This is a genomic window from Luteibacter sp. E-22 (assembly GCF_049913125.1).
Taxonomy (GTDB): Bacteria; Pseudomonadota; Gammaproteobacteria; order Xanthomonadales; family Rhodanobacteraceae; genus Luteibacter.
The window spans coordinates 4,141,901-4,164,315 of record NZ_CP183975.1; the positions used below are offsets into that span (position 1 = coordinate 4,141,901).

At 66.2% G+C, this 22,415-nt stretch carries 11 protein-coding genes; 4 read left to right on the forward strand and 7 right to left on the reverse strand.

Annotated elements, in window-relative coordinates:
- Positions 1 to 227: 227 nt before the first annotated feature.
- Together ACN9M2_RS18420 and mprF are read right to left on the reverse strand one after the other, a co-directional pair.
- Positions 228 to 1,034 (reverse strand): AcvB/VirJ family lysyl-phosphatidylglycerol hydrolase, encoded by an 807-nt coding sequence (locus ACN9M2_RS18420; protein ID WP_426286060.1) that lies wholly within the window; start codon positions 1,032 to 1,034, stop codon positions 228 to 230.
- A complete protein-coding gene (gene mprF / locus ACN9M2_RS18425) occupies positions 1,031 to 3,595 on the reverse strand; it encodes a bifunctional lysylphosphatidylglycerol flippase/synthetase MprF (protein WP_426286061.1) in 2,565 nt (854 codons plus the stop codon). Before mprF ends, ACN9M2_RS18420 begins: the two co-directional genes overlap by 4 nt.
- Positions 3,596 to 3,863: 268 nt before the next feature.
- Between mprF and ACN9M2_RS18430 the strand changes: the two genes are divergently transcribed.
- Complete coding sequence (locus ACN9M2_RS18430; RefSeq protein ID WP_426286062.1) at positions 3,864 to 5,813, forward strand: LTA synthase family protein; 1,950 nt, start codon at positions 3,864 to 3,866, stop codon at positions 5,811 to 5,813.
- Here ACN9M2_RS18430 and ACN9M2_RS18435 read toward each other — a convergent pair.
- The gene (locus ACN9M2_RS18435) at positions 5,810 to 6,577 is read right to left on the reverse strand and encodes a transporter (protein ID WP_426286063.1); all 768 of its coding nucleotides are present in this window, start codon (positions 6,575 to 6,577) and stop codon (positions 5,810 to 5,812) included. The genes ACN9M2_RS18430 and ACN9M2_RS18435 overlap by 4 nt on opposite strands.
- A gap of 70 nt (positions 6,578 to 6,647) precedes the next feature.
- Positions 6,648 to 8,858: a glycoside hydrolase family 3 C-terminal domain-containing protein gene (locus tag ACN9M2_RS18440; RefSeq protein ID WP_426287955.1), complete on the reverse strand. Its 2,211-nt coding sequence runs from the start codon at positions 8,856 to 8,858 to the stop codon at positions 6,648 to 6,650.
- A 127-nt stretch (positions 8,859 to 8,985) separates the two neighbouring features.
- Between ACN9M2_RS18440 and ACN9M2_RS18445 the strand changes: the two genes are divergently transcribed.
- Entirely contained in the window at positions 8,986 to 13,326 is a 4,341-nt protein-coding gene (locus ACN9M2_RS18445) for a DEAD/DEAH box helicase (protein WP_426286064.1), read from the forward strand.
- Here ACN9M2_RS18445 and ACN9M2_RS18450 read toward each other — a convergent pair.
- From ACN9M2_RS18450 to glk, 3 genes are all read right to left on the reverse strand, one after another.
- Positions 13,294 to 15,570: a family 20 glycosylhydrolase gene (locus ACN9M2_RS18450; protein WP_426286065.1), complete on the reverse strand. Its 2,277-nt coding sequence runs from the start codon at positions 15,568 to 15,570 to the stop codon at positions 13,294 to 13,296. The genes ACN9M2_RS18445 and ACN9M2_RS18450 overlap by 33 nt on opposite strands.
- 216 nt (positions 15,571 to 15,786) lie before the next feature.
- Positions 15,787 to 18,522, reverse strand: coding sequence for a TonB-dependent receptor (locus ACN9M2_RS18455; RefSeq protein WP_426286066.1), 2,736 nt, complete (start codon positions 18,520 to 18,522; stop codon positions 15,787 to 15,789).
- 120 nt (positions 18,523 to 18,642) lie between these two features.
- Positions 18,643 to 19,668, reverse strand: coding sequence for a glucokinase (glk, locus tag ACN9M2_RS18460; RefSeq protein WP_426286067.1), 1,026 nt, complete (start codon positions 19,666 to 19,668; stop codon positions 18,643 to 18,645).
- A gap of 361 nt (positions 19,669 to 20,029) precedes the next feature.
- On the opposite strand from glk, the gene ACN9M2_RS18465 reads away from it, so the two are divergent.
- Together ACN9M2_RS18465 and ACN9M2_RS18470 are read left to right on the forward strand one after the other, a co-directional pair.
- Entirely contained in the window at positions 20,030 to 21,319 is a 1,290-nt protein-coding gene (locus tag ACN9M2_RS18465; RefSeq protein WP_426286068.1) for a sugar MFS transporter, read from the forward strand.
- Between the two features lie 66 nt (positions 21,320 to 21,385).
- Positions 21,386 to 22,414, forward strand: a complete 1,029-nt coding sequence (locus tag ACN9M2_RS18470) for a LacI family DNA-binding transcriptional regulator (protein ID WP_426286069.1) — start codon at positions 21,386 to 21,388, stop codon at positions 22,412 to 22,414.
- Position 22,415 lies beyond the last annotated feature (1 nt).

Here is a 22,415-nt window from a genome sequence, read left to right on the forward strand (position 1 = left end):
CGGCTTCGGGGCACTTGGGGGCACGCTCACGCCACGGCTGGCCAGACTCCGCAAGGCAGCACAGTCGGAAGATCCGTAATCGCGTTTTCCTGGCTCTCGATGCATGGCCGTCTCCTGCTCTTCTTTCCGCCCGGACCGACAGGTTGAGCGGAAAAGAGGAAATTTCTGGTGGCGCGGCCGTGAATGTTTCGTGACACGCCTTCACGCCACCGGCGCCGGAATTTCCGTTAAGGCTGCGTCGAGACCTCCGGACGATGTCCGGGCATGCGCTGGATCAGTTCGGTGGCGAGCTTCTCGTAGTCTTCGTCGAAATGGTGCGAGCCGGGCTTCTTGTACACGGTGACGAAGGCCGGCAGCCGGCGATCGGTGCAGCCGCTGTCGTCCGCATCCTCGGCGCCGTAATAGCAAGCCATGGGCGGACGTCCACCGAGGGCGGCGATGGGCGGAATGGCATCGGTGTGCACCACCGGATTCAGCCATTGCAGGAAGTTGTGCGTGTGCGTGGTCCACCAGCCCTGCTGCATGTAGCCCTCGAGTTCGATCTCGAAGTTCACGTCGCGGCTGGCCGATAGCAGGACGAGCTGGCTGAGCTTGTCGCGGTTGTCCGGACGCAGCTTGCCCACGATCGTCGGCAGCACGTCGGCGCCGAACGAATAACCGATCAGCAGCACGCGATGCTTGTTCCACTGGCGGGTGTAGCGGTCGAGCAGGCCATCCAGGTCGTGCGCGGATTCTTCCGGCGAACGGTAGCGCCAGAAATACTTGAACGTGCTCACCCCCGCGACGGGAATGCCGCGCTGTGTGAACACGGCACCGAGGCGCTGGTCGAGATCCCACCAGCCGCCATCACCGGAGTAGATCACCACCAGGAGGTCTTCCTCGCCGGCCGGCGCCGCCTTCAACGCGGGAAGCTCCACGGTGGATTTTTCCATCGAGGCGCGCGTCCAGGGATGCCAGGCGAGCAAGGCCAGCACCAGCAAGGCGGCGATGCCGAACAGGACGTAACGGAACGTCTTCTTCAGGTAGCTCTTCACCGGCGCACGACTCCACCGAGGCCGCCCGAGATCAGGCTGGCGACGTTGGCGAGCGCCAGCGGCAAGGCGATGCCGCCGGGAACGGCGATGTAGCGCGGCTCCCACTCGGGATCGAACTTGTCCTTGTAGCGATGCAGCCCGCGGAAGTTGTAGAAGCGCTCGCCACGGCCGAACACCATGGCGCCGAAGCGGCTCCACAACGGTGCCGTGCGGCGGTTTTGCAGGCCCGACAAGGGAGCCATGCCAAGGTTGAACCAGCGATAGCCCTCGGCTTTCGCCCAGACCATCAGTTCGATGAAGAGGAAATCCATGATGCCGGAGGGGCCTTCGGGCAGGTGGCGCATGAGGTCGACGGAGGCTTCTTCCTTCGTCTCGGTAACGAAAACATTGGCGAAGGCCACCAGCTCGTCGCCCTGCCAGACCACCGCCATGGGCGTGCGCGCGAGGTAGCGCTCGTCGAACAGGCCCAGCGAGAAGCGCTTTTCGCGCACCTTCTTGTCGCGCATCCACGCATCGGAAACGAATTTCAGTTTCGGCATCAAGGCGGGCACGGCCTCGGCCGGGACGATCTCCATGCGCAAGCCATCGCGGGACAGCTTGTTCACCGTCCCGCGCAGGGTCTTCTTCGATTTGCCGTCGAGATTGAAGCTTTCCAGCCGGACACGTGCCTCTTCGCCGATCTTTAGCAGGTTCATGCCCACATCGAGATAGAGGTCGAGGTCGGCCGGGCGCACCTGGTAGAAGATCGGCCAGCCGCCCGCACGCTCGCAATTCTCCCGGAACGACCAGACCAGTTCCCGGCGCGCCGCCTCGTCGGTGCCGACCGGATCGCCCATGGCCACCCAGCTGCGCCCTTCGATGTCATACATGATGAAGGCCCGGTCGCCCGGGGCGAACATCAGCATCTTGTCGCCGACCAGGGCGAGATGCGCCTGCGCGGACTCGAAGTGCTTCAACAACGGCATCGCCCGGGCCAGGTCCGCTTCGGCCGGATAAGCGCGGCGCGGCCGTGCCGGCCGGATCAGGTTGGCCAGCGCGACCAGCATCACCACCGCCGTCGCGCCCACCAGCGCGCGGAGGGCACGCGGCGCGCCACCGTGATGAAAGCTGAATTCCCACCACAGGTTGTTGCTGTATTCGACGTGCTTGAAGCTGAAGAACACCAGCCACGTGGAGCAGGCCAGCACGGCGCCGATCGCCAGCACCCAGCCGGGCGAGAAGCTGGCGCGGAACAACGACGCGCGCCGGTAGAAGTGCCGGTGCGCGGGCGCCAGGGCGAGGGCGAGCAGGGAAAGCAGGGTCGCTTCCTCGTAGTCGATGCCCTTGAGCAGCGACAGGATGGCGCCGAGGATCAGCAGCACCAGCGTCAGCACGTAGGCGGCATCGAGCCGCCGTTGCAGACCCCGGGCCAGGATCAGCAGCAGCATGCCCACCACGCTGGAGAGGAAGTGCGATACCTCCACCAGCGGCAAGGGCACGAAACCACGCAGGATCTCCATGCGCCCCGGGATCGCCAGCGTGGCGCCGGAGAACAGCAGCACGGCGCCACAGACCAGGGTCAGTCCGGCGAAGAAGGGCGGCAACAGGCTGCTGAACCACGGCGTGACCATGGCGGCATGGCGCAACGCGCTGATTTCCCGCCAGATGACCATCACCGTCGCCACGCACAGTGGCAACAGGTAATACACGAGGCGGAAGGCGGCGAGCGAACCCAGGATGGGTGCCTCCAGGCCGTGGTTGCCGGTGGCGCCGAAGCCGGCCAGCATCACCGCCTCGAACACCCCGAGGCCGCCCGGGACGTGGCTGATCAGCCCCGCCATCTGCGCCACCACGAAGATCGCCAGGAAGTGGCCGAAGCCACCCGAAATGGCCTCGGGCATCAGTACATAGAGCACGCCGGCGGCGAGGCCCCAATCGAGCGCGCCGGTCAGGATCTGCCGCGCGGCCACGGCGGGCGTCGGTGTATTGACCGCCCAGCGCCACACGCGCACCGGCCGGCGCACCGCCACCGCGACGCCGAACCAGGCCAGCGGCACCAGCGCCAGCACGACCGCCAGCGGAATACGCAGGCCGGAAAGCGGTACCTCGGGAGGAATCGGCACCAGCAGCAAGGTGACGCCGGTGAGCGCGGCGAGGCCGAGCCAGAAGCTCAGGGTCGTGTACAGCACCACCCGCGCCACGTCGCCGGTATTGAGCCCGGCCTGGACGTAGAACCGGTAGCGGATGGAACCGGATACCAGCAGGGACATGCCCAGCGCGTTCGAGAACGCATAGCTGATGAAGGAAATCAGGCCCACCCTGCGGGCCGGCAGCCGCCGGCCGATGCTGGCCAGGCCGAACCAGTCGTAGAGGGTCATGACGACATAGCCGGCCGCGGTCAGCAGCACCGCCAGCGCGATGTCGCTGTTGGGCAACGCGTGCACGTAACCGGCGATCTGCCGGTAGGTGACCTCGCTGGCCATGGCATGGAGGGCCCACAGCGCCAGGCAAAGCAGGACCACGGACAGCACCGGGCCGCCCGCGCGACGCAGCAGGGTCACATAGAGTGCGCGCTTGGCCAAAGGCTGATCTGTCGTCGGGAGCTCCGCCCTCGTTTCGTGCTCCACTTGCGCGCTGACTCCAATGGTCGTTCGGTGGTCGTAAGGTCGTGTAGGTTGCCACAGAGCGCGCGGGGACGGCAGGGCGTGTCGCTTGCGTGAACGGCCGGCCAACGGTTCCGGCGGTGAAAGGTTCCGCTAAGGTTGGGGAAAGCTCGACGTAAGCGCAGATTCTTACCCTGCGAGACATGCCGCGCCCGTCCCCGGAGCCGGATCTGTTTCGTGAGGCTCCATGCGTCCTGATTCTCCGGCCCCCGGCGCCCTGCGCCAGCGTTTCCGGCCGCTCTTGTGGTTCGGCCTCCTCTTTGTCGGCGTGGCCTTCCTGGTCCGCCTGATCCTGCTGGTGAAAACCCGTCACGAGGTTCCGCCGAACCTGGGCCAGTGGCTGTACCTGTTCCTGGTCGGGCTGGGCTACGACCTGGTCACCTACATCTATTTCGCCTGGCCCCTGCTGCTGGCGCTATGGCTGCTGCCGCGACGGGCCTACCTGTCACGCTGGGGGCACCGCATCTTCCTCGGGCTGTGCTTCGTGCTGGCGTTCGCCGTGCTCTACCTCGGCGCGGCCGAGCTGGTGTTCTGGGGCGAGTTCAGCGCGCGCTTCAACTTCATCGCCGTGGATTACCTGGTCTATACCCACGAGGTGGTCGGCAACATCCGCGAGTCGTACCCGATCGGCACCTGGTCGGCCCTGCTCGTGCTGGGCACCGTGTTGGTGATGTTCTTCAGCCGGCGCGTCCTGGCCGCGCGTGACGATGGCTCGCGATTCCTCGGCCGCAGCGCCGTGGCGGGCGTGTGGTTGCTGCTCACCGTCGCGGTGAGCTTCGCCGTCGACGGCTCCATGAAGGACCGTTCGAGCAACAACTACGTGAACGAACTGGCCGGCAACGGCATCTACCAGTTCTTCGCCGCGTTCCGCGACAACGAACTGGACTATGCGAAGTACTACCCGACGCTTCCCAAGGACGAGGCCTTCGCCAACCTGCGCACCTTGTTGAAGACGTCCGAGGCGACCTTCACCAGCAACGATCCGATGGACATCACACGGACGATCGCGGCGACCGGCCCGGAGAAGAAACTCAACATCGTCCTGATCAGCGTCGAGAGCCTGTCCGGCGATTACGTCGAGGGCCTGGATGTCAGCAAGCACAAGCACCTGATGCCGAACCTCGACGCGCTGGCGTCGAAAAGCCTGTTCTTCACCCAGCTCTACGCGAACGGCACGCGCACCGTGCGTGGCCTGGAGGCACTGGCGCTTTCGGTGCCGCCGACGCCGGGCGAATCCATCGTCAAGCGGCCGGACAACGAGGGCCTCTGGTCCCTCGCCGATGTCTTCAACGCGAAGGGCTACGAGTCCGAGTTCCTGTACGGCGGCTACGGCTACTTCGACAACATGGACCACTTCTTCGCCAGCAACGGCTATACCGCAGTGGACCGCGGCGCCATCGATGACAAGGACATCCATGCGGAGAACGTCTGGGGCGTGGCCGACGAGGATCTCTACACCCTCGTGATGAAGCGCATGGACGATGCGTACGCGAAGGGCAAGCCGTTCTTCGGTCACGTGATGACCACCTCGAACCACCGGCCCTTCACCTTTCCCGAAGGCCGGGTGAAGCTGCCGCAGGGTTCGCGCCGTGCCGCCGTGCAATACACCGACTGGGCGATCGCCGATTTCCTCAAGCGCGCTTCGACCAAGCCCTGGTTCGACGACACGATCTTCGTGATCACGGCGGACCATTGCGCGACCAGCGCCGGCAAGACCAGCCTGCCCGTCGACCGCTATCACATCCCGTTGTTCATCTACTCGCCCAAGCACGTGGCGCCGGGCCGGGTGGATCGACTGATGAGCCAGATCGACATTCCGCCGACGATCCTGGGCATGCTCAATTTCAGCTACACCTCGCGCTTCTACGGCTACGACATCTTCAAGCTCGAACCCGGCCGCGAGCGCGCCTTCCTGAGTACCTATCAGGAACTGGGCTATCTGCACGGCGATCGGCTGACATCGTTGATCCCGCGCCAGCCGGTGAAGGAGATGATCCCGCAGAAGACCACGGGTGACGCCACGCCGGTCGAGCATATGGACCCGGTGGACGCGAAGGACGCCGTCACGTACTACCAGACGGCGGCATACCTCTTCACGAATGGCCTGATGAAGCGCAGAACGCCTCCAGCCAACTAGCGGCCGAAGAACATCGAGATGCCCACGCCCGCGACCATCGAGGGCCCGTGGCCGCCTATGCGATGAAGCGCGTAGGCGTCGAGTTGCACACGGTCGCCAACGTCGTAGGCGACGCCGCCACCGGCCTGTAGCTCGTTGCCGTCCTCCGCGTCGTGGATGGCGTCCGTTTCGATATAGGCGACGAGGTTCTCGCCGACCTTGCGGCCGAACGTCGGAGCCAGCGTCCATGTGTTCCGGCCCTTCAGCCGGTCGAGGTTCGCGTACAAGGTGTTCTGGTGCGTGTCGTCCGGCTTCCATTGCATCGTCGTGCCGAGGCTGACCTGGCGCGCGCCGTTACCGAAATCCTCGTCGCCATTCGCGAACGTCACCTCGCCCAGCGCGGCCCAGCTGAAGGCACCCGCATCGCCCGAGCCGGCGGGCGCCCATTTCAAGGCGACACTGCTGTCGCCGTGGCCGACCGCATGGTGGCGCGAACCCTGCCCACGCTCCTCCAACCGGTTCCAGGCCGAGCCGCCGAGTTGGAATTCGATGGGACCGCCAAGGCCGATACGGATGAGACTGTCCGCCGTGTAAGTGCGGTCGAGGAAACCGTCCTGGCGCTGACGTTCGTAGGTCGGCAGGCCTTGTTCCAGCGCCAGCGTGCCCGCCGGAAGCACCGTGGTGGCGAAGCCGGCGCCCGGCCGGTCGAAGTCGGGCGGATCGGCGAAGGCCGGTGCGCTGAGTAAGGTCGAAGCGAGGAAGGCGAGGGCAGGGCGCAGGTTCATGCATCCATTGTGACCGCTGCCGGCGTCGTGGCGTCGTGCACGAGGCAGACGCCACGACGCGGGCTCGTCGTCAGGGCGCTTTCACCACCGGAAAGCTCTCCGCGACCTCGACGGCCGCTTCGCCTGCGATGTCGCTGGCCGAGCGACCGAGCTTCACCGTATAACGGCCCGGTGCCACGCGCCAGCGCTTGCCCGCGTCGTCGTAGCGGGCGAGCGCCAGCGGTTCCAGCGGGATGTCGACCCGACGGCTGTCGCCCGGCGACAGCTTCACCTTGCTCCAGCCGGCGAGGCGGTGCGTGGCGGCGCCGGGCGCCGTCACGTAGATCTGCGGGACGTCCGCACCGGCCACCTTGCCCGTGTTCTTCACGGTGACGTGCGCCACGGGATAGCCCGCCGCATCCTTGTCGACCGCGAGGTCGCTGTACGCGAAGCTGGTGTAGGTCAGGCCATGACCGAACGCGAACAGCGGCTCGCGATGCGTCTTCTCGAACCAGCGATAGCCGACGTCGGCGCCTTCGATGTTGTAGTCGACGTTGTCCGCCGGCTTCGCCTTGGAATAGAGCCCGGCCGCGTCGATCGTCGTCCGCGGCAATTGCGACTCGTCCTTCGGCCAACTCACCGGCAAGCGCCCCGAGGGCGCCGTCACGCCATAGAGCAGGCGCGCGATGGCTTCGCCGCCACCCGAGCCGGGATACCAGGCTTCCATCACGGCACCGACCTGGCCGAGCCAGGGCATGTCCACCGGGCCGTTGGTCTCCAGCACCACGATCGTCTTCGGGTTGGCCTTGGCCACGGCGGCGACCAACGCATCCTGGTTGTCCGGCAGCGAGAGGTCGGTCCAGTCGAAGGATTCAGCCGCCCACTTCGTAACGAAGACGACGGCCACGTCCGCGCCGGCCGCGGCCTTCGCGGCGGCCGCAGGGTCGGTACCCGGATCGAAGCTCACCTTGCCACCGGCCAGCTTCTGGATGAAGGAAAGCGGTGCCGACGCGTGGTACTTCATCGGACCCGGCCATGCTTTAGGCTCCAGGCCGGGAACCGGGTCGCCTGCCACGTCGGAAACCAGCGACGATCCACCACCGGCGAGCACGCCCTTGTCGGCGTGGCCGCCGATCACGGCGATCGACTGGCCCTTCCGTGCCAGCGGCAGCAAGCCCGCCTCGTTACGCAGCAGCACCGCGCCCGCTTCCAGGGTGTCGCGCGCCACGACGCGGTCGGCCTCGTACGGCACCTTGGTCTTCTTCATCGGCTCGTCGATGACACCGTGGGCGAACAGGCTGCGCATCACGCGTTTCACCATGTCGTCCAGCCGCGCCTTCGGGAACTGGCCCGACGCATAGGCCTCGCGCAACGGCTTGTCGAAGAACACCTCCTTGTCGAATACCTCGCCCGCCGATTCCTGGTCGAGGCCGGCCATCGCGGCCTTGGTGGCGCTGTGCACGCCACCCCAGTCGGACATGACCCAGCCCTTGAAGCCCCATTCCTGCTTGAGCACCTGGTTGAGCAGCCAGTCGTGTTCACCGGCGTAGGTGCCGTTGACCCGGTTGTACGAGGACATCACCGAGCCGGGGTCGCCCTTGGCGATGGCGAGCTGGAAGGCCAGCAGGTCGGATTCGCGCAAGGCCACCGGGTCGATGTCCGCACTCAGCGTATTGCGGCCGGACTCCAGGTCGTTGATGGCGAAATGCTTCACCGTCGCGACCACCTTGCGCTCCTGGATGCCCTTCACCGCGGCACCGACCATCGTGCCGGCCAGCACCGGATCTTCGCCCGCGTATTCGAAGTTACGTCCGTTGCGCGGATCGCGCACCAGGTTCACGCCACCGGAGAGGAGCACGCCATAGCCCTTGCCACGCGCCTCGCCGCCGATCATGCGCCCGCCGGCGTGGGCCACGGCGGGGTCGAAGCTGGCGGCCGTGGCGAGCCCGGCGGGCAACGAGATGGCGCCCAACTGGTCGTTGCCGGGCCGGGTCACGCCAAGACCGGCATCGGTCTCGTTCAGTACGGGCAAGCCCAGGCGCGGAATGGCGGGAACATACCCGGCGCCATCGAGGGAATCCGCCGGGTGGGGCAGCTTGTCGTTCTTCTGGCCGAAATCCGACCGGATCAGCCGGAATTTCTCATCGTCGGTCATCGCCGCCACGATCAGCTCGGCGCGGCGGTCCGGCGACAACGAGCGATCCATCCACGGCCGCTCGGCCGGAGGGGCGGCGTTCACGGCGCCGGCAAGGCCGGTGGAGAGGGCAAGGGCGAGGGTGGTGCGGCGCGCGATATCGGGCATGGTCACGATTCGATCCGGGGGAAACACCAACCATCGCCAAGTAACGCTTTCATCGCAACCCATGCGACCGTCCCGGGTTACCCTTCGGCTTGCCAACCGGACCTTTCGGCCCCACTTAAGTGATTCAATGAATTCACAAAAGTCGACGCCACTCGCTGCTTTCCACCCCGCCGTCGCCGATTGGTTCGCGAGCACCTTCGCCGAGCCCACGGCGGCCCAGGCGGCGGCGTGGCCGGCGATCCGCTCCGGCCGGCATACCCTCGTCGCGGCACCGACGGGCTCGGGCAAGACCCTCACCGCCTTCCTTTCCGCCATCGACATGCTGGTGCGCGAAGGCGTGGAAGAGGGCGGCTTGCGCGATCGCACGACGATCCTCTACGTCTCGCCGCTGAAAGCGTTGTCGAACGACATCCGGATCAACCTCGAAGCGCCGCTGGCGGGCATCCGCGAGGAACTTCGCAAGCAAGGATTGCCCGACCTCGAAATCCGCAGCGCCGTGCGCACGGGCGATACACCCTCGTCCGACCGCGAGCGGATGAAGCGTCGGCCGCCGCATATCCTCGTGACCACGCCGGAATCGCTCTACGTGCTGCTCGGCTCGGAGTCGGGCCGGGCGATGCTGCGCGATATCCGCGAAGTGATCGTCGACGAGATCCACGCCGTGGCGGCCAGCAAGCGTGGCAGCCACCTGGCTATTTCGCTGGAGCGGCTGGAATCCCTCGCCCAGCGCCGCATCACCCGCATCGGCCTTTCCGCCACGCAAAAGCCGATCGAGAAGGTCGCCGCCTTCCTCACCGGAAGCGAGCGCGAAGACTGCGCCATCATCGACGTCGGCCATTCGCGCCATCGCGACCTCGCGCTCGAGGTGCCGCCGGTGCCGCTAGAGGCGGTGATGTCGAACGACATGTGGGAACTGGTCTACAACCGGCTCGGCAACCTGATCGAGCAGCACCGCACCACGCTCGTCTTCGTGAACACGCGGCGCATGGCGGAACGCGTCTCGCGGCACCTTTCCGAGCGACTCGGCAAGGAAGCGGTCACCGCGCACCACGGCAGCCTCTCACGCGAGCAGCGCCTCGACGCCGAACAAAGATTGAAGCGTGGCGAGTTGCGCGCACTCGTCGCCACGGCCTCGCTCGAACTGGGCATCGACATCGGCGACGTGGACCTGGTCTGCCAGATCGCCTCGCCACGCTCCATCGCCGCCTTCCTGCAACGCGCGGGTCGTGCCGGCCATGCCGTGGGCGGCACGCCCAAGGCCCGCCTGTTCCCCACCTCGCGCGACGACCTCGTCGAATGCGCCGCCTTGCTCGATTGCGTGCGCCGTGGCGAACTGGACGCACTGGTCCTCCCGCGCGAACCCCTCGACGTGCTCGCCCAACAGATCGTGGCCGAGGTCGCCTGCCAGGAATGGGACGAGGACGCGTTGTTCGATCTCGTCCGTCGCGCGTACCCGTTCAAGGACCTGAAACGCGAGACCTTCGACGAGACCGTGCGCATGCTGGCCGAGGGATTCACCACGCGCGTCGGCCCGCGTGGTTCGTACATCCACCGCGATGCCGTGAACAAGCGCCTGCGTGAGCGCCGTGGCGCCCGGCTGACCGCCGTGACCTCCGGCGGCACCATCCCCGACACCGGCGATTACAACGTGCTGCTCGAACCGCAGGCGATCATCGTCGGCACGGTGAACGAGGACTTCGCGGTGGAAAGCCTCGCCGGTGACGTCTTCCAGTTGGGCAACCGCTCCTACCGCATCCTGCGCGTGGAAATGGGCCGTCTGCGCGTGGAGGATGCGCAAGGCGCGCCGCCGAACATTCCTTTCTGGCTCGGCGAGGCGCCGGGCCGCACCGACGAACTTTCCTCCGGCGTGTCTCGCCTGCGTGCCGACATCTCGGCGGCCTTCGACAAGGGTGGCCGCGATGCCGCGCTCGCGTACCTCGTGGACACCCTGACGCTGTCGAAAGCCGCGGCCGAACAGGTCGTCGACTACCTGTTCCGGGCGCGTGCCGCCCTCGGTGCCCTGCCGACGCACGACACCCTGGTGATGGAGCGTTTCTTCGACGAGTCCGGCGGCACCCAGCTCATCATCCACACACCCTTCGGCAGCCGCATCAACCGCGCCTGGGGCCTGGCTTTGCGCAAGCGTTTCTGCCGCAAGTTCAATTTCGAATTGCAGGCGGCCGCCACCGAAGACGCGATCGTGCTGTCGCTGTCCACCAGCCACAGCTTCCCGTTGGAGGAGGTGGCGCGCTACCTGCATTCGAACTCGGCCGAGCACGTGCTGGTCCAGGCCCTGCTCGACGCGCCCCTGTTCGGCGTGCGCTGGCGCTGGAACGCCACCACGGCGCTCGCCCTGCCGCGCTTCAGCGGCGGCAAGAAGGTCCCGCCGCAGCTGCAGCGGATGAAGAGCGAAGATCTGCTCGCCACGGTCTTCCCCGACCAGGTCGCTTGCGCGGAGAACCTCGTCGGTGAGCGGGAGATACCCGATCACCCGCTAGTGAAGCAGACGCTCGAGGATTGCCTGCACGAAGCGATGGACAGCGAAGGCCTGCTCGGCGTGCTGCGCGGTCTCGAATCCGGCGCGATCACCATGGTCGCGCGCGACCTCGCCACGCCCTCGCCGTTGGCCGCCGAAGTGCTCAGCGCGGCACCGTACGCCTTCCTCGACGACGCGCCATTGGAAGAACGCCGCACGCAAGCGGTGCAATCACGCCGCTGGAACGAAGCCGAGAGCGCCGACGACCTCGGGCGACTCGATCCGGAGGCGATCGCTTCGGTACGGGAAGAAGCCTGGCCCGAGGCACGCAGCGCGGACGAGATGCACGAGGCCCTGGTCCAGCTCGGCGCGATCACGCTCGACGAAGTCCGCGACAACGCCGGTTGGGCGAAACTGCTGTCGGCGCTCTCGGCCGATGCGCGTGCGACGCGGCTCTCTCACGGGGACGTGTCGTTGTGGGTCGCCGCGGAACGCCTGCCTGCATGGCGCGCACTCTGGCCCATCGCCGGCATGACACCCGCGATCGCGGCACCTGCCGAATTCGAGGCGCAGGCATGGACATCCGAATCCGCGCTCGTCGATATCGTCCGCGGACGCCTCGGCGGACTCGGACCCGTGCCCGCCATCGTCCTTGCCACCTCTCTTGGGATAGCGGCGGCCGACGTCGAACTGGCACTGGCTTCGCTGGAGAGCGAAGGCTATGTGATGCGCGGCCCCTTCTCGCCCGGCACCTCCGACGTGGAATGGTGCGAACGCCACCTGCTCGCGCGCATCCATCGCTATACCATCGGACGCCTGCGCCGGGAAATCGAACCGGTCGCACCGCGCGACTTCCTCCGCTTCCTGCTCGACTGGCAACACGTGACACGCGCGACGCAGGTGGCGGGGCCGGATGCGCTCGCCGGTGTCATCGGCCAGCTCGAAGGCTTCGAAGCGGCGGCGGGTGCGTGGGAATCGGAACTGCTACCCGCACGCGTCAGCGACTACAGCATCGGCTGGCTCGACGACCTCTGTCGCGCGGGCCGCGTCGTCTGGAGCCGGCTGCGCCTGGGTACCGGCAACGGCGGGCCGGTACGATCGACACCGATCGTGCTGCTGCCACGTCGTCAGCTGGCCGTCTGGTCGGCGGCTGCGCCCGCAGCGAACGACGAGCAGCCGCTGTCGTCGCGTGCGCAGGCCGTTGCCGAAGCCTTGCGCGATGAAGGTGCGTTGTTCTTCGATGAACTCGCGTCGACGACACGCCTGTTACGTACCGAGCTCGAAGATGCGCTCGGTGAACTGGTCGCCGCGGGCCGCGCCACGGCCGATAGCTTCGCCGGATTGCGCGCGCTCCTGCTTCCCGCCGCCAAACGAAACGGCAACCGCCACCGGCGCACGCGGCGGCACATGCTCAGTGGCATCGAGGATGCCGGCCGCTGGGCACTGGCGCGGCGGCCGAGCGAACAGCGCAACGATGCGGATGGACTCGAGCACATCGCGCGCACCTTGTTGCGCCGCTACGGCGTGGTCAGCTGGCGCATCCTGGAACGCGAGGCGGCGTGGCTGCCCGCATGGCGCGAGCTGCGGCGCGTATATCACCGGCTGGAGGCACGCGGCGAGATCCGTGGCGGCCGTTTCGTCGATGGCCTCGTCGGCGAGCAATTCGCCTTGCCCGAGGCACTGGCGGCGCTACGCCAGATCCGCCATCGCGCGCACGATGGCGAGATCGTATGCATCGCCGGTACCGATCCGCTGAACCTGGTCGGCAGTATCGTCGCCGGGGGCAAGGTGCCGTCGACGATCGGCAACCGTATCGCCATCCGCGATGGCGTTCCGCTGGCCGCGATGATCGCCGGCAAGTTCGTGACGCTCACGCCGTTGGAAAGCGACGACGAGCGCGAAGCCCGCACCGCCTTGCAGCGCAAGGCGGACATGCGCAGCGTGCCTGTCGCATCAGCATCAGCGGAGTTGCACGTCTCCCAACACCCATAGCTTGGGGCCGGGTTTGCCGGTGACGACGAAGCACAGGTCATGCGTGCCTTCGCGCTTGGGCAGGACGCCATCGAGCGTCGCGCGGCCTTCCTTCGCCTTCGCCAGCGGAATGCTGGCGAGCCTGGGTCCGTCGCAGGTGTCCTGGTGCACTTCCAGTTCGCCCGCGCCCGAACGCGCCTTGCGGGCGACGATGCCCTTGGCGTCTTTCCACAGCGCATAGTTGTAGGGCAAGCGATCCACCGTCACGTCAACGCCATAACGGCCGTCGAGCTTCACGCCCTTCCATACCCAACAGGTGTCCATGATGTCCACCTTGTACACGGGACGCTGGCCGTTCACCGCGTTGGGCGATTCCAGGCGCAGCACCAGCTTGTCGCTGCACGTGTCCAGTTCGTCGCTGGTCCGGCGCAAGAGCGACTTGGCGTCGATCTCGCGATCGCGTGGGCCGGCCAGGCCGAAGCCACCGGCGAACGCGTTGGCGCGAACCGTGGTCGGCAGCGATACGTCGAATGGGCCGCTATAAGCGGTGGATTGCGAGGTCGGTGCGGAGCCGTCGGTGGTGTAGCGCAGCGTGCCATAGCCGCTCTGGTTGGACAGCGTCACCTTGGCCTTGTCTTCACCGGCCGCCTCGGCCTGGATGGCGACCGCGTACGCGCCGTCGGAAGGAACGATGCCCGCCGCGCGATAGCGCGACATCTGTGCCGGAAGGCGCGCGATGAAGCCGCTCCAATCCGCCTTGGGCGACCACGTGCGCTCGGCAAGCGCCGCCATGCGCGGGAAGATGGCGTGCTGCGTGCGGTACCAGTTCGGCAGGTACTCACTGAACACCGTGACCTGCGCGCCTAGCACGTGGCTGGCCTTGTCCGGCGCGATCTCCGCCGACACCGGCTCGAAGTCGTAGAGCGTCTTCAACGTCTGGCCGGAAGGGCGTCCCGGCTGCTCGTCGGGAAGGCTGGATTGCAGTTGGTCGAGGTACAACGTGGGCGACGGCGCCAGTACGACATCATGGCCGGCGTTGGCCGCCTTGACCGCCCCCTTGGTACCCCGCCACGACATCACCGTGGCACTGGCGGGTACCTTGCCATCGAGGATCTCGTCCCAGCCGATCAGGCGGCGTCCGTGCTTCTCCAGATAGTCGCCGATGCGCGCGATGAACCAGCCCTGCATCTGCTCCTCATCGGTGATGCCGAGCGATTTCATCTTCGCCTGCACCGTCTTCGAACGCTCCCACTCGTCCTTCGCCGCCTCGTCGCCACCGACGTGGATATACGTGGACGGGAAGACCGCCATCACCTCGTCCAGCACATCCTGCAGGAAGACGAAGGTACCGTCGTCGACGTTGTACAGCGCGGTGTTCACGCCCCAATCGGACGATATGGGAAGTTTCTTGCCACCGGCACCGAACTTCGGATATGCGGCGACCGCGGCCTGTGCGTGCCCCGGCATCTCGATCTCCGGCACCACGGTGATGTGACGCTCCGCCGCGTATGCGACGATCTGCTTCGCTTCGTCCTGCGTGTAGAAACCGCAATACGGATGATCGGGGCCGCCGGTCAGCGCGACATCGGGGCCGACGGGCTGGCGACATGCGCCGATTTCCGTGAGCCTGGGATACTTCTCGATCTGCAGGCGCCAGCCCTGGTCGTCGGTCAAGTGCCAGTGGAAGGTGTTGAGCTTGTGCATCGCCATCTGGTCGAGCAGGTGTTCGATCTCGTTCACCGACTGGAAATGCCGGCTGGAATCGAGCATCAGTCCACGCCATTCGAAGCGAGGTGCGTCGACGATATGCACGCCGGGCACGCCGTTCTGGGCCGCGGGGTCGGTCAGCAATTGCCAGTAGGTCACGGCACCGTAGAACAGGCCGGTTTCATCGTTCGCGGCGATACGCACGCCGCCGCCATCGACGTCGAGCGTATAGGCCTCGCGCCCCTTGATGCTGGATACCGTGGCAAGGGCGATGCCACCGCTCCTGGGCTTGCCCTCGACGATGGCCGGGGTGAAACCCTTGGCCTGGCGGACCCAACCCTGCAGTTGGACCGCGACGCGCCTGGCCTGCGTGTCGCCTGGAGCCACACTGATCGGCGTGCCCGCGTCGAGACGGAAATGCCCGGGAGTGCGCTGCAGCTGCGCGGGCACGGGAATGAGGGATAGCGGAGTGTCGTCGACGGGACCGGCTTCATGCCTCGGCTGGTTGGCACAGGCGGCAAGGCCGACGGCCATGGCGAGGAGGAGGATTCGGCGCATCGAGGGCTCCTGTCTGATCGGTGGGTGGATCGGTGGATCGGTCGATTGTGGCGGTAACCGGTGACGCTGCCTACCGTATCCGGAAGCGACCTGTCGGCTCCCACCAGGGCCCGCCAAAAAAAAGCGGGCCCGATGAAGATGCGTCGGGCCCGAGGGGAATGGAGCTTCGAGGGGTAGGCGTGCAGCCATCCGTGGCCGCACGTCCGGGACGCGCTATCAGAGGTCGAAATGCACCGAGGCCATGTAGCGGCGGCCGGTGGTGTACTTGGCTACCGGCATCGCGGTGATGCCGAGGTACTGCTTGTACTTCTCGTTGGTGAGGTTCATGCCCGCGAGGGTGAACGACACCTGCTTGTTGAGCTTCCAGCCCAGGGTCGCGCCGAGGTCGGCGTAGTCGGCCGTGGTGGCCGGCGGCGCACCGGCGATGTAACCGCCGGCGAGGTACTTGCCACGCCAGTTGTAGGTGAGGCGTGCGCTGAACGGACCCATTTCGTAGTACGGGCTGACCGAGTAGGAGTTCTTCGAGTTGTACGGCAGCGAACCACCCGAATCCAGCGTGCCCTTGGCATACGTGTAGTTGGCGGTCACGCCGAAACCCGTATCCCAGAACGCCTGCTGGTAGCTCAGGCTGCCACCGCGCACCTTGCCCGAGCCGGTGTCGCGCGGGCGGCTGATGCTATAGGTGCAGAAGCCGTCCGGCGTGCAGAGGCCCTGGGCGACCTGGCGCGCGAACGTCGTCTGGTCGTTGAAGATGCCCGAGTTGAACTGCTGCTCCGGCGCGGAATCGACGAAGGTGTAGTTCTCGATCTTCTTGTAGAAGCCGGTCAGGGCCACGTACGACTGCGGCGCGAAGTACCACTCGGCGGAGAGCGAGAAGTTCTTCGACTTGTACGGCTTCAGGTCGGGGTTGCCGCCGGAGCCGGTGAGCACGGAGTCGTTGAGGAACAGGTTGTTCACCTGCATGTTGTACGGCGGGCGGGCGATCACCTTCGCCGCCGCCAGTCGCAGCACCACGTCTTCACTCACGTCGTAGGCCACGTTCAGGCTGGGCAGCCAGTTCTTCGTGGTCTTGGACGAGGTCTGCCAGGAACCGGCCGGCGCGGGCAGCACCGGGGCGCCGCTGTAGACGAAGCCCGTGCCGTCGGTCTTGGTGTCGACGTAGCGGAAGCCCACGTTGCCGTGGAAGTCGCCGCCGGCGAAGTTGCCCTGCACATAGGCCGCGTTGGTCTTTTCGACCAGCTTGTAAGTGCCGTTGAGATAGGTGCCCGGGTCTTCGTTGCCGCCGTTCGTGTTGCGCACCCAGGCGTACTGGGCGTCACGGTCCGGCATCACGTGGCTCGACGATCCATCCAGCGCGCCGTCGAACGCGTCCAGCGTATCGGTGAAGCCGCCGAAGCCGAGCGCGGCGAGGTTGGTCGGTGCGTTGCCGCCGTAGACATGCGCCTGCATGCCTTCCTCGTGGCGGTTCCAGCGATAGCCGAAGGCCAGCTCGTTGAAGAACGAATCGAAGTATTTCGAGAAGTCGAGCTGGGCATAGGTGTCACGCGACTGCGCCGAGTAGTCGCCGTAGTTGCCCGGCCAACCGCCGAGGCCATCCACGTCGCCCATGTGCCAGTTCGCCGGATCGCGCGCGGCGGCCGGGTTGTCGAAGGCGAAGCCCTTGTTGATGTCCCAGGTGTAGCCGCCGGCATAGACCGGCTCCATCACCGCCTGCGAGATGTTGTCGTTGGTGGCCTTGCTGTAGCCGGCCGCGCCGCCCAGCTTCCAGCCGTCGCCGCGATAGGTCGACTTCAGGTCGAACGCCGACGTGCGCACCACGGATTTACGGATGTTGCTGTCGAAGGTGCCCTGCGCGATGGCGGGGCAGCCGACCGTATCGTTGCCGCAGACATGGCCGCCGGTGACGACGCCATTCGGACCCTGGTTGAAGCTGGTGACGTTGCCCGGCGTGGCGCCGGTGAACGGATACAGCGACTGGTTCCAGTTGTCGAAGTTCTCGCGGACGAACAGGTTGTTGATGTCGATGTCCCAGTTATCCGTCGGACGGATCTGGAAACCCAGCGTGGCGGTGTCGCGCTTGCGCTTCTGCTGGAACCACGCCGAGTTCACCTCGTCGGGCACCTTCGCGTTCGGATCGAGCGTTCCGTTGGCGATACCGGCGGCCACGGCGGGGCTGGAGGCCCATTTCGATACCGGGCTGTAGCTGAAGATCTCGAAACCCTGGCGATCGATCTTCTCTTCGTAGTGCTGGATCGAACCGATCACGCCGAAGGTGTTGCTGGCGTTCTTCCAGCTATACAGCGCCGACGCGTTCGGACGCGTGCCGGGCGTGGCCTGGTCGTTGTAGTTCAGGCCGAACGAACCACGGATCGTGTTGGCCGGCAGGTCCAGCGGCTCCAGCGTATGCAGCAGGATCGTGCCACCGAGGCTGCCTTCCGGCAGGCGTGCTTCGGGCGACTTGTAGACTTCCAGGCGGCCGACGATTTCCGGGGCGAGCATGGTGAAGTCGAAGCCGCGGTTCGGCTGCGCGCCGTACTGCCACGGCGTCTGCGAGATCGGCTGGCCGTTGAGGAAGGTGAGGTTGAGGCTAGGATCGGTGCCATCGATGGAGACGCGGTCGCCCTGGCCGAACGCACGGTCGATCACGACGCCCGGGATCTGCGTCATCGCCTCGGCGACGTTGGTGTTCGGGAACTTGCCGATGTCCTCGGCGGTAACCGCTTCGACGACGGCGTCGGCGTTGCGCTTGGTGTCCAGCGACTTCTCCAGGCTGGCGCGGATACCGGTGACGGTGATGCCTTCGAGCTGTGCGGCCTTCGCGGCATCCGCCTTTTCCTGGGCGGTTTGGGGTTTCGCCGGAGGCGGCGCGGCGTCTTGCGCGGCGGCGATCCCGGTGAAACAACACAATCCGGCGACGATGCTCGCCGTAAGCAGGTTTCTACGATGCGACATGATGTCCTCCCCTCAGAGGATGTAGCGACGACGGGTTTCGCGGCCGCGCCGTGCTTCGTTGCTATCGAAGGGCCTTGCGGCCCGGTTTTTGAACTAAGCGAAGCGTTCCTTTCCCGCTCTTCAATGAGCGGTCGAACCGTGCAGGTAGAGACCGGCGGCACCGATCACACCCAACTGTCCGTGGTCCATCAGACGTACCGGCACTTGCTGAAGAAAGGCGCGCATAACGCCCTTGTTGAAGAACCTGGTGGCGAAGCTGCTGGCGAGCAGGCGGTCGCGTACCTGCGGCAGGATTCCGCCGGCGAGGTATACGCCGCCACGGGCGCCGTAGAGCATGGCGAGATCGCCGACGAAGCTGCCGAGCAGGCCGCAGAAGACGTCCAGCGCCTCGCTCGCGGCGATGTCGCTGCCGTCGAGCGCGGCGCCGGTCACGGCCGCGGGGTGGGGCAACGTCGCGGCCGTGCCGCGCAGCCTGGAAATGGCTCGATAAAGATTGAGGAGGCCCGGGCCGGAAAGCGCGGTCTCGTAGGAAACGTAATCACGGCCACGCGCCAGCTCGGCGAGGATGGCGACTTCGCGCTCATTGCCCGGGGCCAGCGATATCTGTCCCGCTTCGGTCGGCAGCACGGTGGCATGTGGCTTGCCGGGCAGGAGCACGGCCGAACCCAGTCCCGTGCCGGGTCCCATCACGAGGATCGGTCCCTCCGCCGGATCGGCGGCCGTCTCGATGATCGGCGTGGTTTCGTGGCCCTGCAGGAACTGGCAGGCGTAGGCCACGGCTTCGAAGTCGTTGACGACGGCGAGCCCGGTCAGCCCCAGGGTCTCTCGAATGTCGCCGATGGAAACCGGCCAAGGGAGGTTCTCGTTGACGATGGCGTCGCCAAGCACGTAGCCGGCACTCGCCACGGCGCAATGTTCGATGGCGTCCTGGCCTTCCAGACGGCCGACGAAATCCTGCAGGACCGCCGTCAGGCTGGGCCAATCGGCGCAGGCATAGCGTTCATAGCGGAGCACGTCGATGGCGTTGGACCCGGCGGCACGACGGACCAGGCCGATACGGGCATGCGTGCCGCCCACGTCGGCGGCGATGAACGCCCCGGCCCGCGATGCACGCACGATTCCCCGTTGCTTGGCCGACTCGCCCATCCCGCGCCCCTTATGGCTCCCCAACTGCGGCCGAGTCTGTAAGTCGAATGACAACGTTGTCAACAGGACAAATGGCTAGGACAACCTTCTTTCCATAACGCACCGCAACAGGAAACCTCGCCACGGGAGGCCGTCTCGCGCGTGGTCGGGGCCGCATACGGCGCTTGGCATGCGCGTCGCATGGCGGATCAGTGGCTTGACGCGCCGCGGCATCGAAAGTGAAGTCCCCTGCCATCGGTCATGCGGAATGCGCTTCCGGCGATTGACAACGTTACGCACACGAGTCAATAAAGGGACAAATCGGGCGTGTCCGGCGGTGCCGCCGTTCCGGATACCGAACACCACACGAGGGGAGCCACCCATGTCGTCCACCGCGGTCGCCGTCGACGAGACGCGTCATTCCAGCCTGGTCCCGATGATCATCATCGGCGTCCTGTTCTTTATCTTCGGTTTCGTCACCTGGCTCAACGGACCACTGATCACCTTCGTCAAGCTCGCCTTCAACCTCGACGACGTGAACGCGTTCCTCGTGCCGATGGCTTTCTACCTGTCGTATTTCTTCCTCGCCCTGCCCTCGTCCTTCATCCTGAAGAAGACCGGCATGAAGAAAGGCATGGGCCTGGGCCTGTTCGTCATGGCGATCGGCGCGGTGATGTTCGGCCAGTTCGTCACGATGCGCGTCTATCCGGGTGCGCTGACCGGATTGTTCGTGATCGGCGCCGGCCTCTCGCTGCTGCAGACCGCGTCCAACCCGTACATCTCCATCCTCGGCCCGATCGACAGCGGTGCGCAGCGCATCGCCTTCATGGGCATCTGCAACAAGCTCGCCGGTGCCGCGGCACCGTTCGTGTTCGGCGCGGTGGTGATGAGCGACATCGGCAACTTCGACAAGCAGATCGCGGCGGCCGCATCCCCTGAGGCGAAAGATGCCTTGCTCGCGGCCTTCGCGGCGAAGGTGCACCTGCCGTACATGGTGATGGCCGGCCTGCTGGTGGTGCTGGCGGTATGGGTGGTCCGCTCCTCGCTGCCGGAGATCAAGCCGTCGAGCGACAACTCCGAGCGTGCCATCGGCCACGCCAAGGGCAGCCTCTTCAGCTTCCCGCACCTCTGGCTGGGCGTGCTCTGCCTGTTCGTCTACGTGGGCGTGGAAGTGATGGCCGGCGACGCCATCGGCACCTATGGCCAGGGCTTCGGCATGACACCCGCCGACACGCAGCATTTCACTTCGTACACGCTCATCGCGATGCTGGTCGGTTATATCGCCGGCCTGCTCCTGATTCCGAAGTTCGTTTCGCAGCAGCGCTACCTGGCTTTCTCCGCCGTGCTGGGCGTGGTCTTCTCGATCGGCACCTATGTCACCAGCGGCTATGTCTCGGTCGGCTTCGTCGCCGCCCTGGGCTTCGCCAACGCGATGATGTGGCCGGCGATCTTCCCGCTGGCGATCAAGGGCCTGGGCGCCCTCACCGAGTTCGGCTCGGCCTTCCTCATCATGGGCATCGCCGGCGGCGCGATCATTCCGGTGATCTTCGCCCACCTGAAGCAGACCTACGACTTCCAGGCCGTGTTCCTGTGCCTCATGGTGCCCTGCTACCTGTACATCCTGTACTACGGCGCGGCGGGCCACCGGGTCGGACAGCACGTCAAGGACTGATGTCCCGCCTTCGCTAAGTAACGGCCATCCGCTAGGATGGCCGTCTTGCTATTGAGGGGTCGTAGATTGCGTAGCCCTACCATTAAGGACGTCGCCGAGCGCGCGGGCGTATCGCTCAAGACCGTCTCCCGCGTGATCAACCACGAGCCGTCGGTCCACGCGCGTACCCGTGAAAGGGTGCAGCGTGCGATCGAGGCACTCGACTACCAGCCTGACCAAGCGGCGCGCAGCCTGCGCAGCTCGCGTACCTACGCGCTGGGCCTGGTCTACGACAACCCCAACGCGCACTATGTCATCGCCATGCAGAATGGCGTGCTTTCCGTATGCCGCGAGCGTGGTTTCGGCCTGCAGATCCATCCCTGCGATTCTTCCGCTCCCCGCCTGGCCGAACAGCTGGGCGACCTGGTACGTCGCAACCGGCTGGCCGGCCTCGTGCTCTGCCCACCGATGTCGGAGCAACCGGCCCTGCTGGCGACGCTGACCGAGCAGAAGGTACCGTTCGTGCGGATCATATCGGCGCGACAGGACCCGAAGGACGGCTGGCCCTGCGTCTTCGTCGACGACCGCGACGCGGCCTACGCCATCACCGAACACCTCATCCAGCTGGGACACCACCGCATCGGTTTCCTCTGGGGTGGCAAGGAGCACCGCTCCAGCCCCGAGCGCTACCAGGGCTACGAAGACGCACTACGCGAGTACGGCATCGCGGTGGACAAGAAGCTCGTGGTGGAGGGCGATTATTCGTTCGACGATGGCTTCCGCGGCGCGCGCAAGCTGCTCGCATTGAAGGAGCCGCCCACGGCGATCTTCGGTTCGAACGACGAGATCGCCGCCGGCGTGCTTGCCGCCGCCCGTTCCGGTGGCGTGGACGTGCCCTGGGAATTGTCCATCGCCGGTTTCGAGGACAGCCCGTTCTCCAAGCAGTCGTGGCCCGCGCTGACCACCGCGCGCCAGAACACCGAGGAGATCGGCCGCCACGCGGCGCAACGCCTCATCGCCGAACTCGAACGCGAGGACAACGACCCGATGATCGAGAACGAGGGCTTCAGCCCGGATCTCGTCGTACGCGGGTCGACGGCGCCGCGGCGGTTGTAAC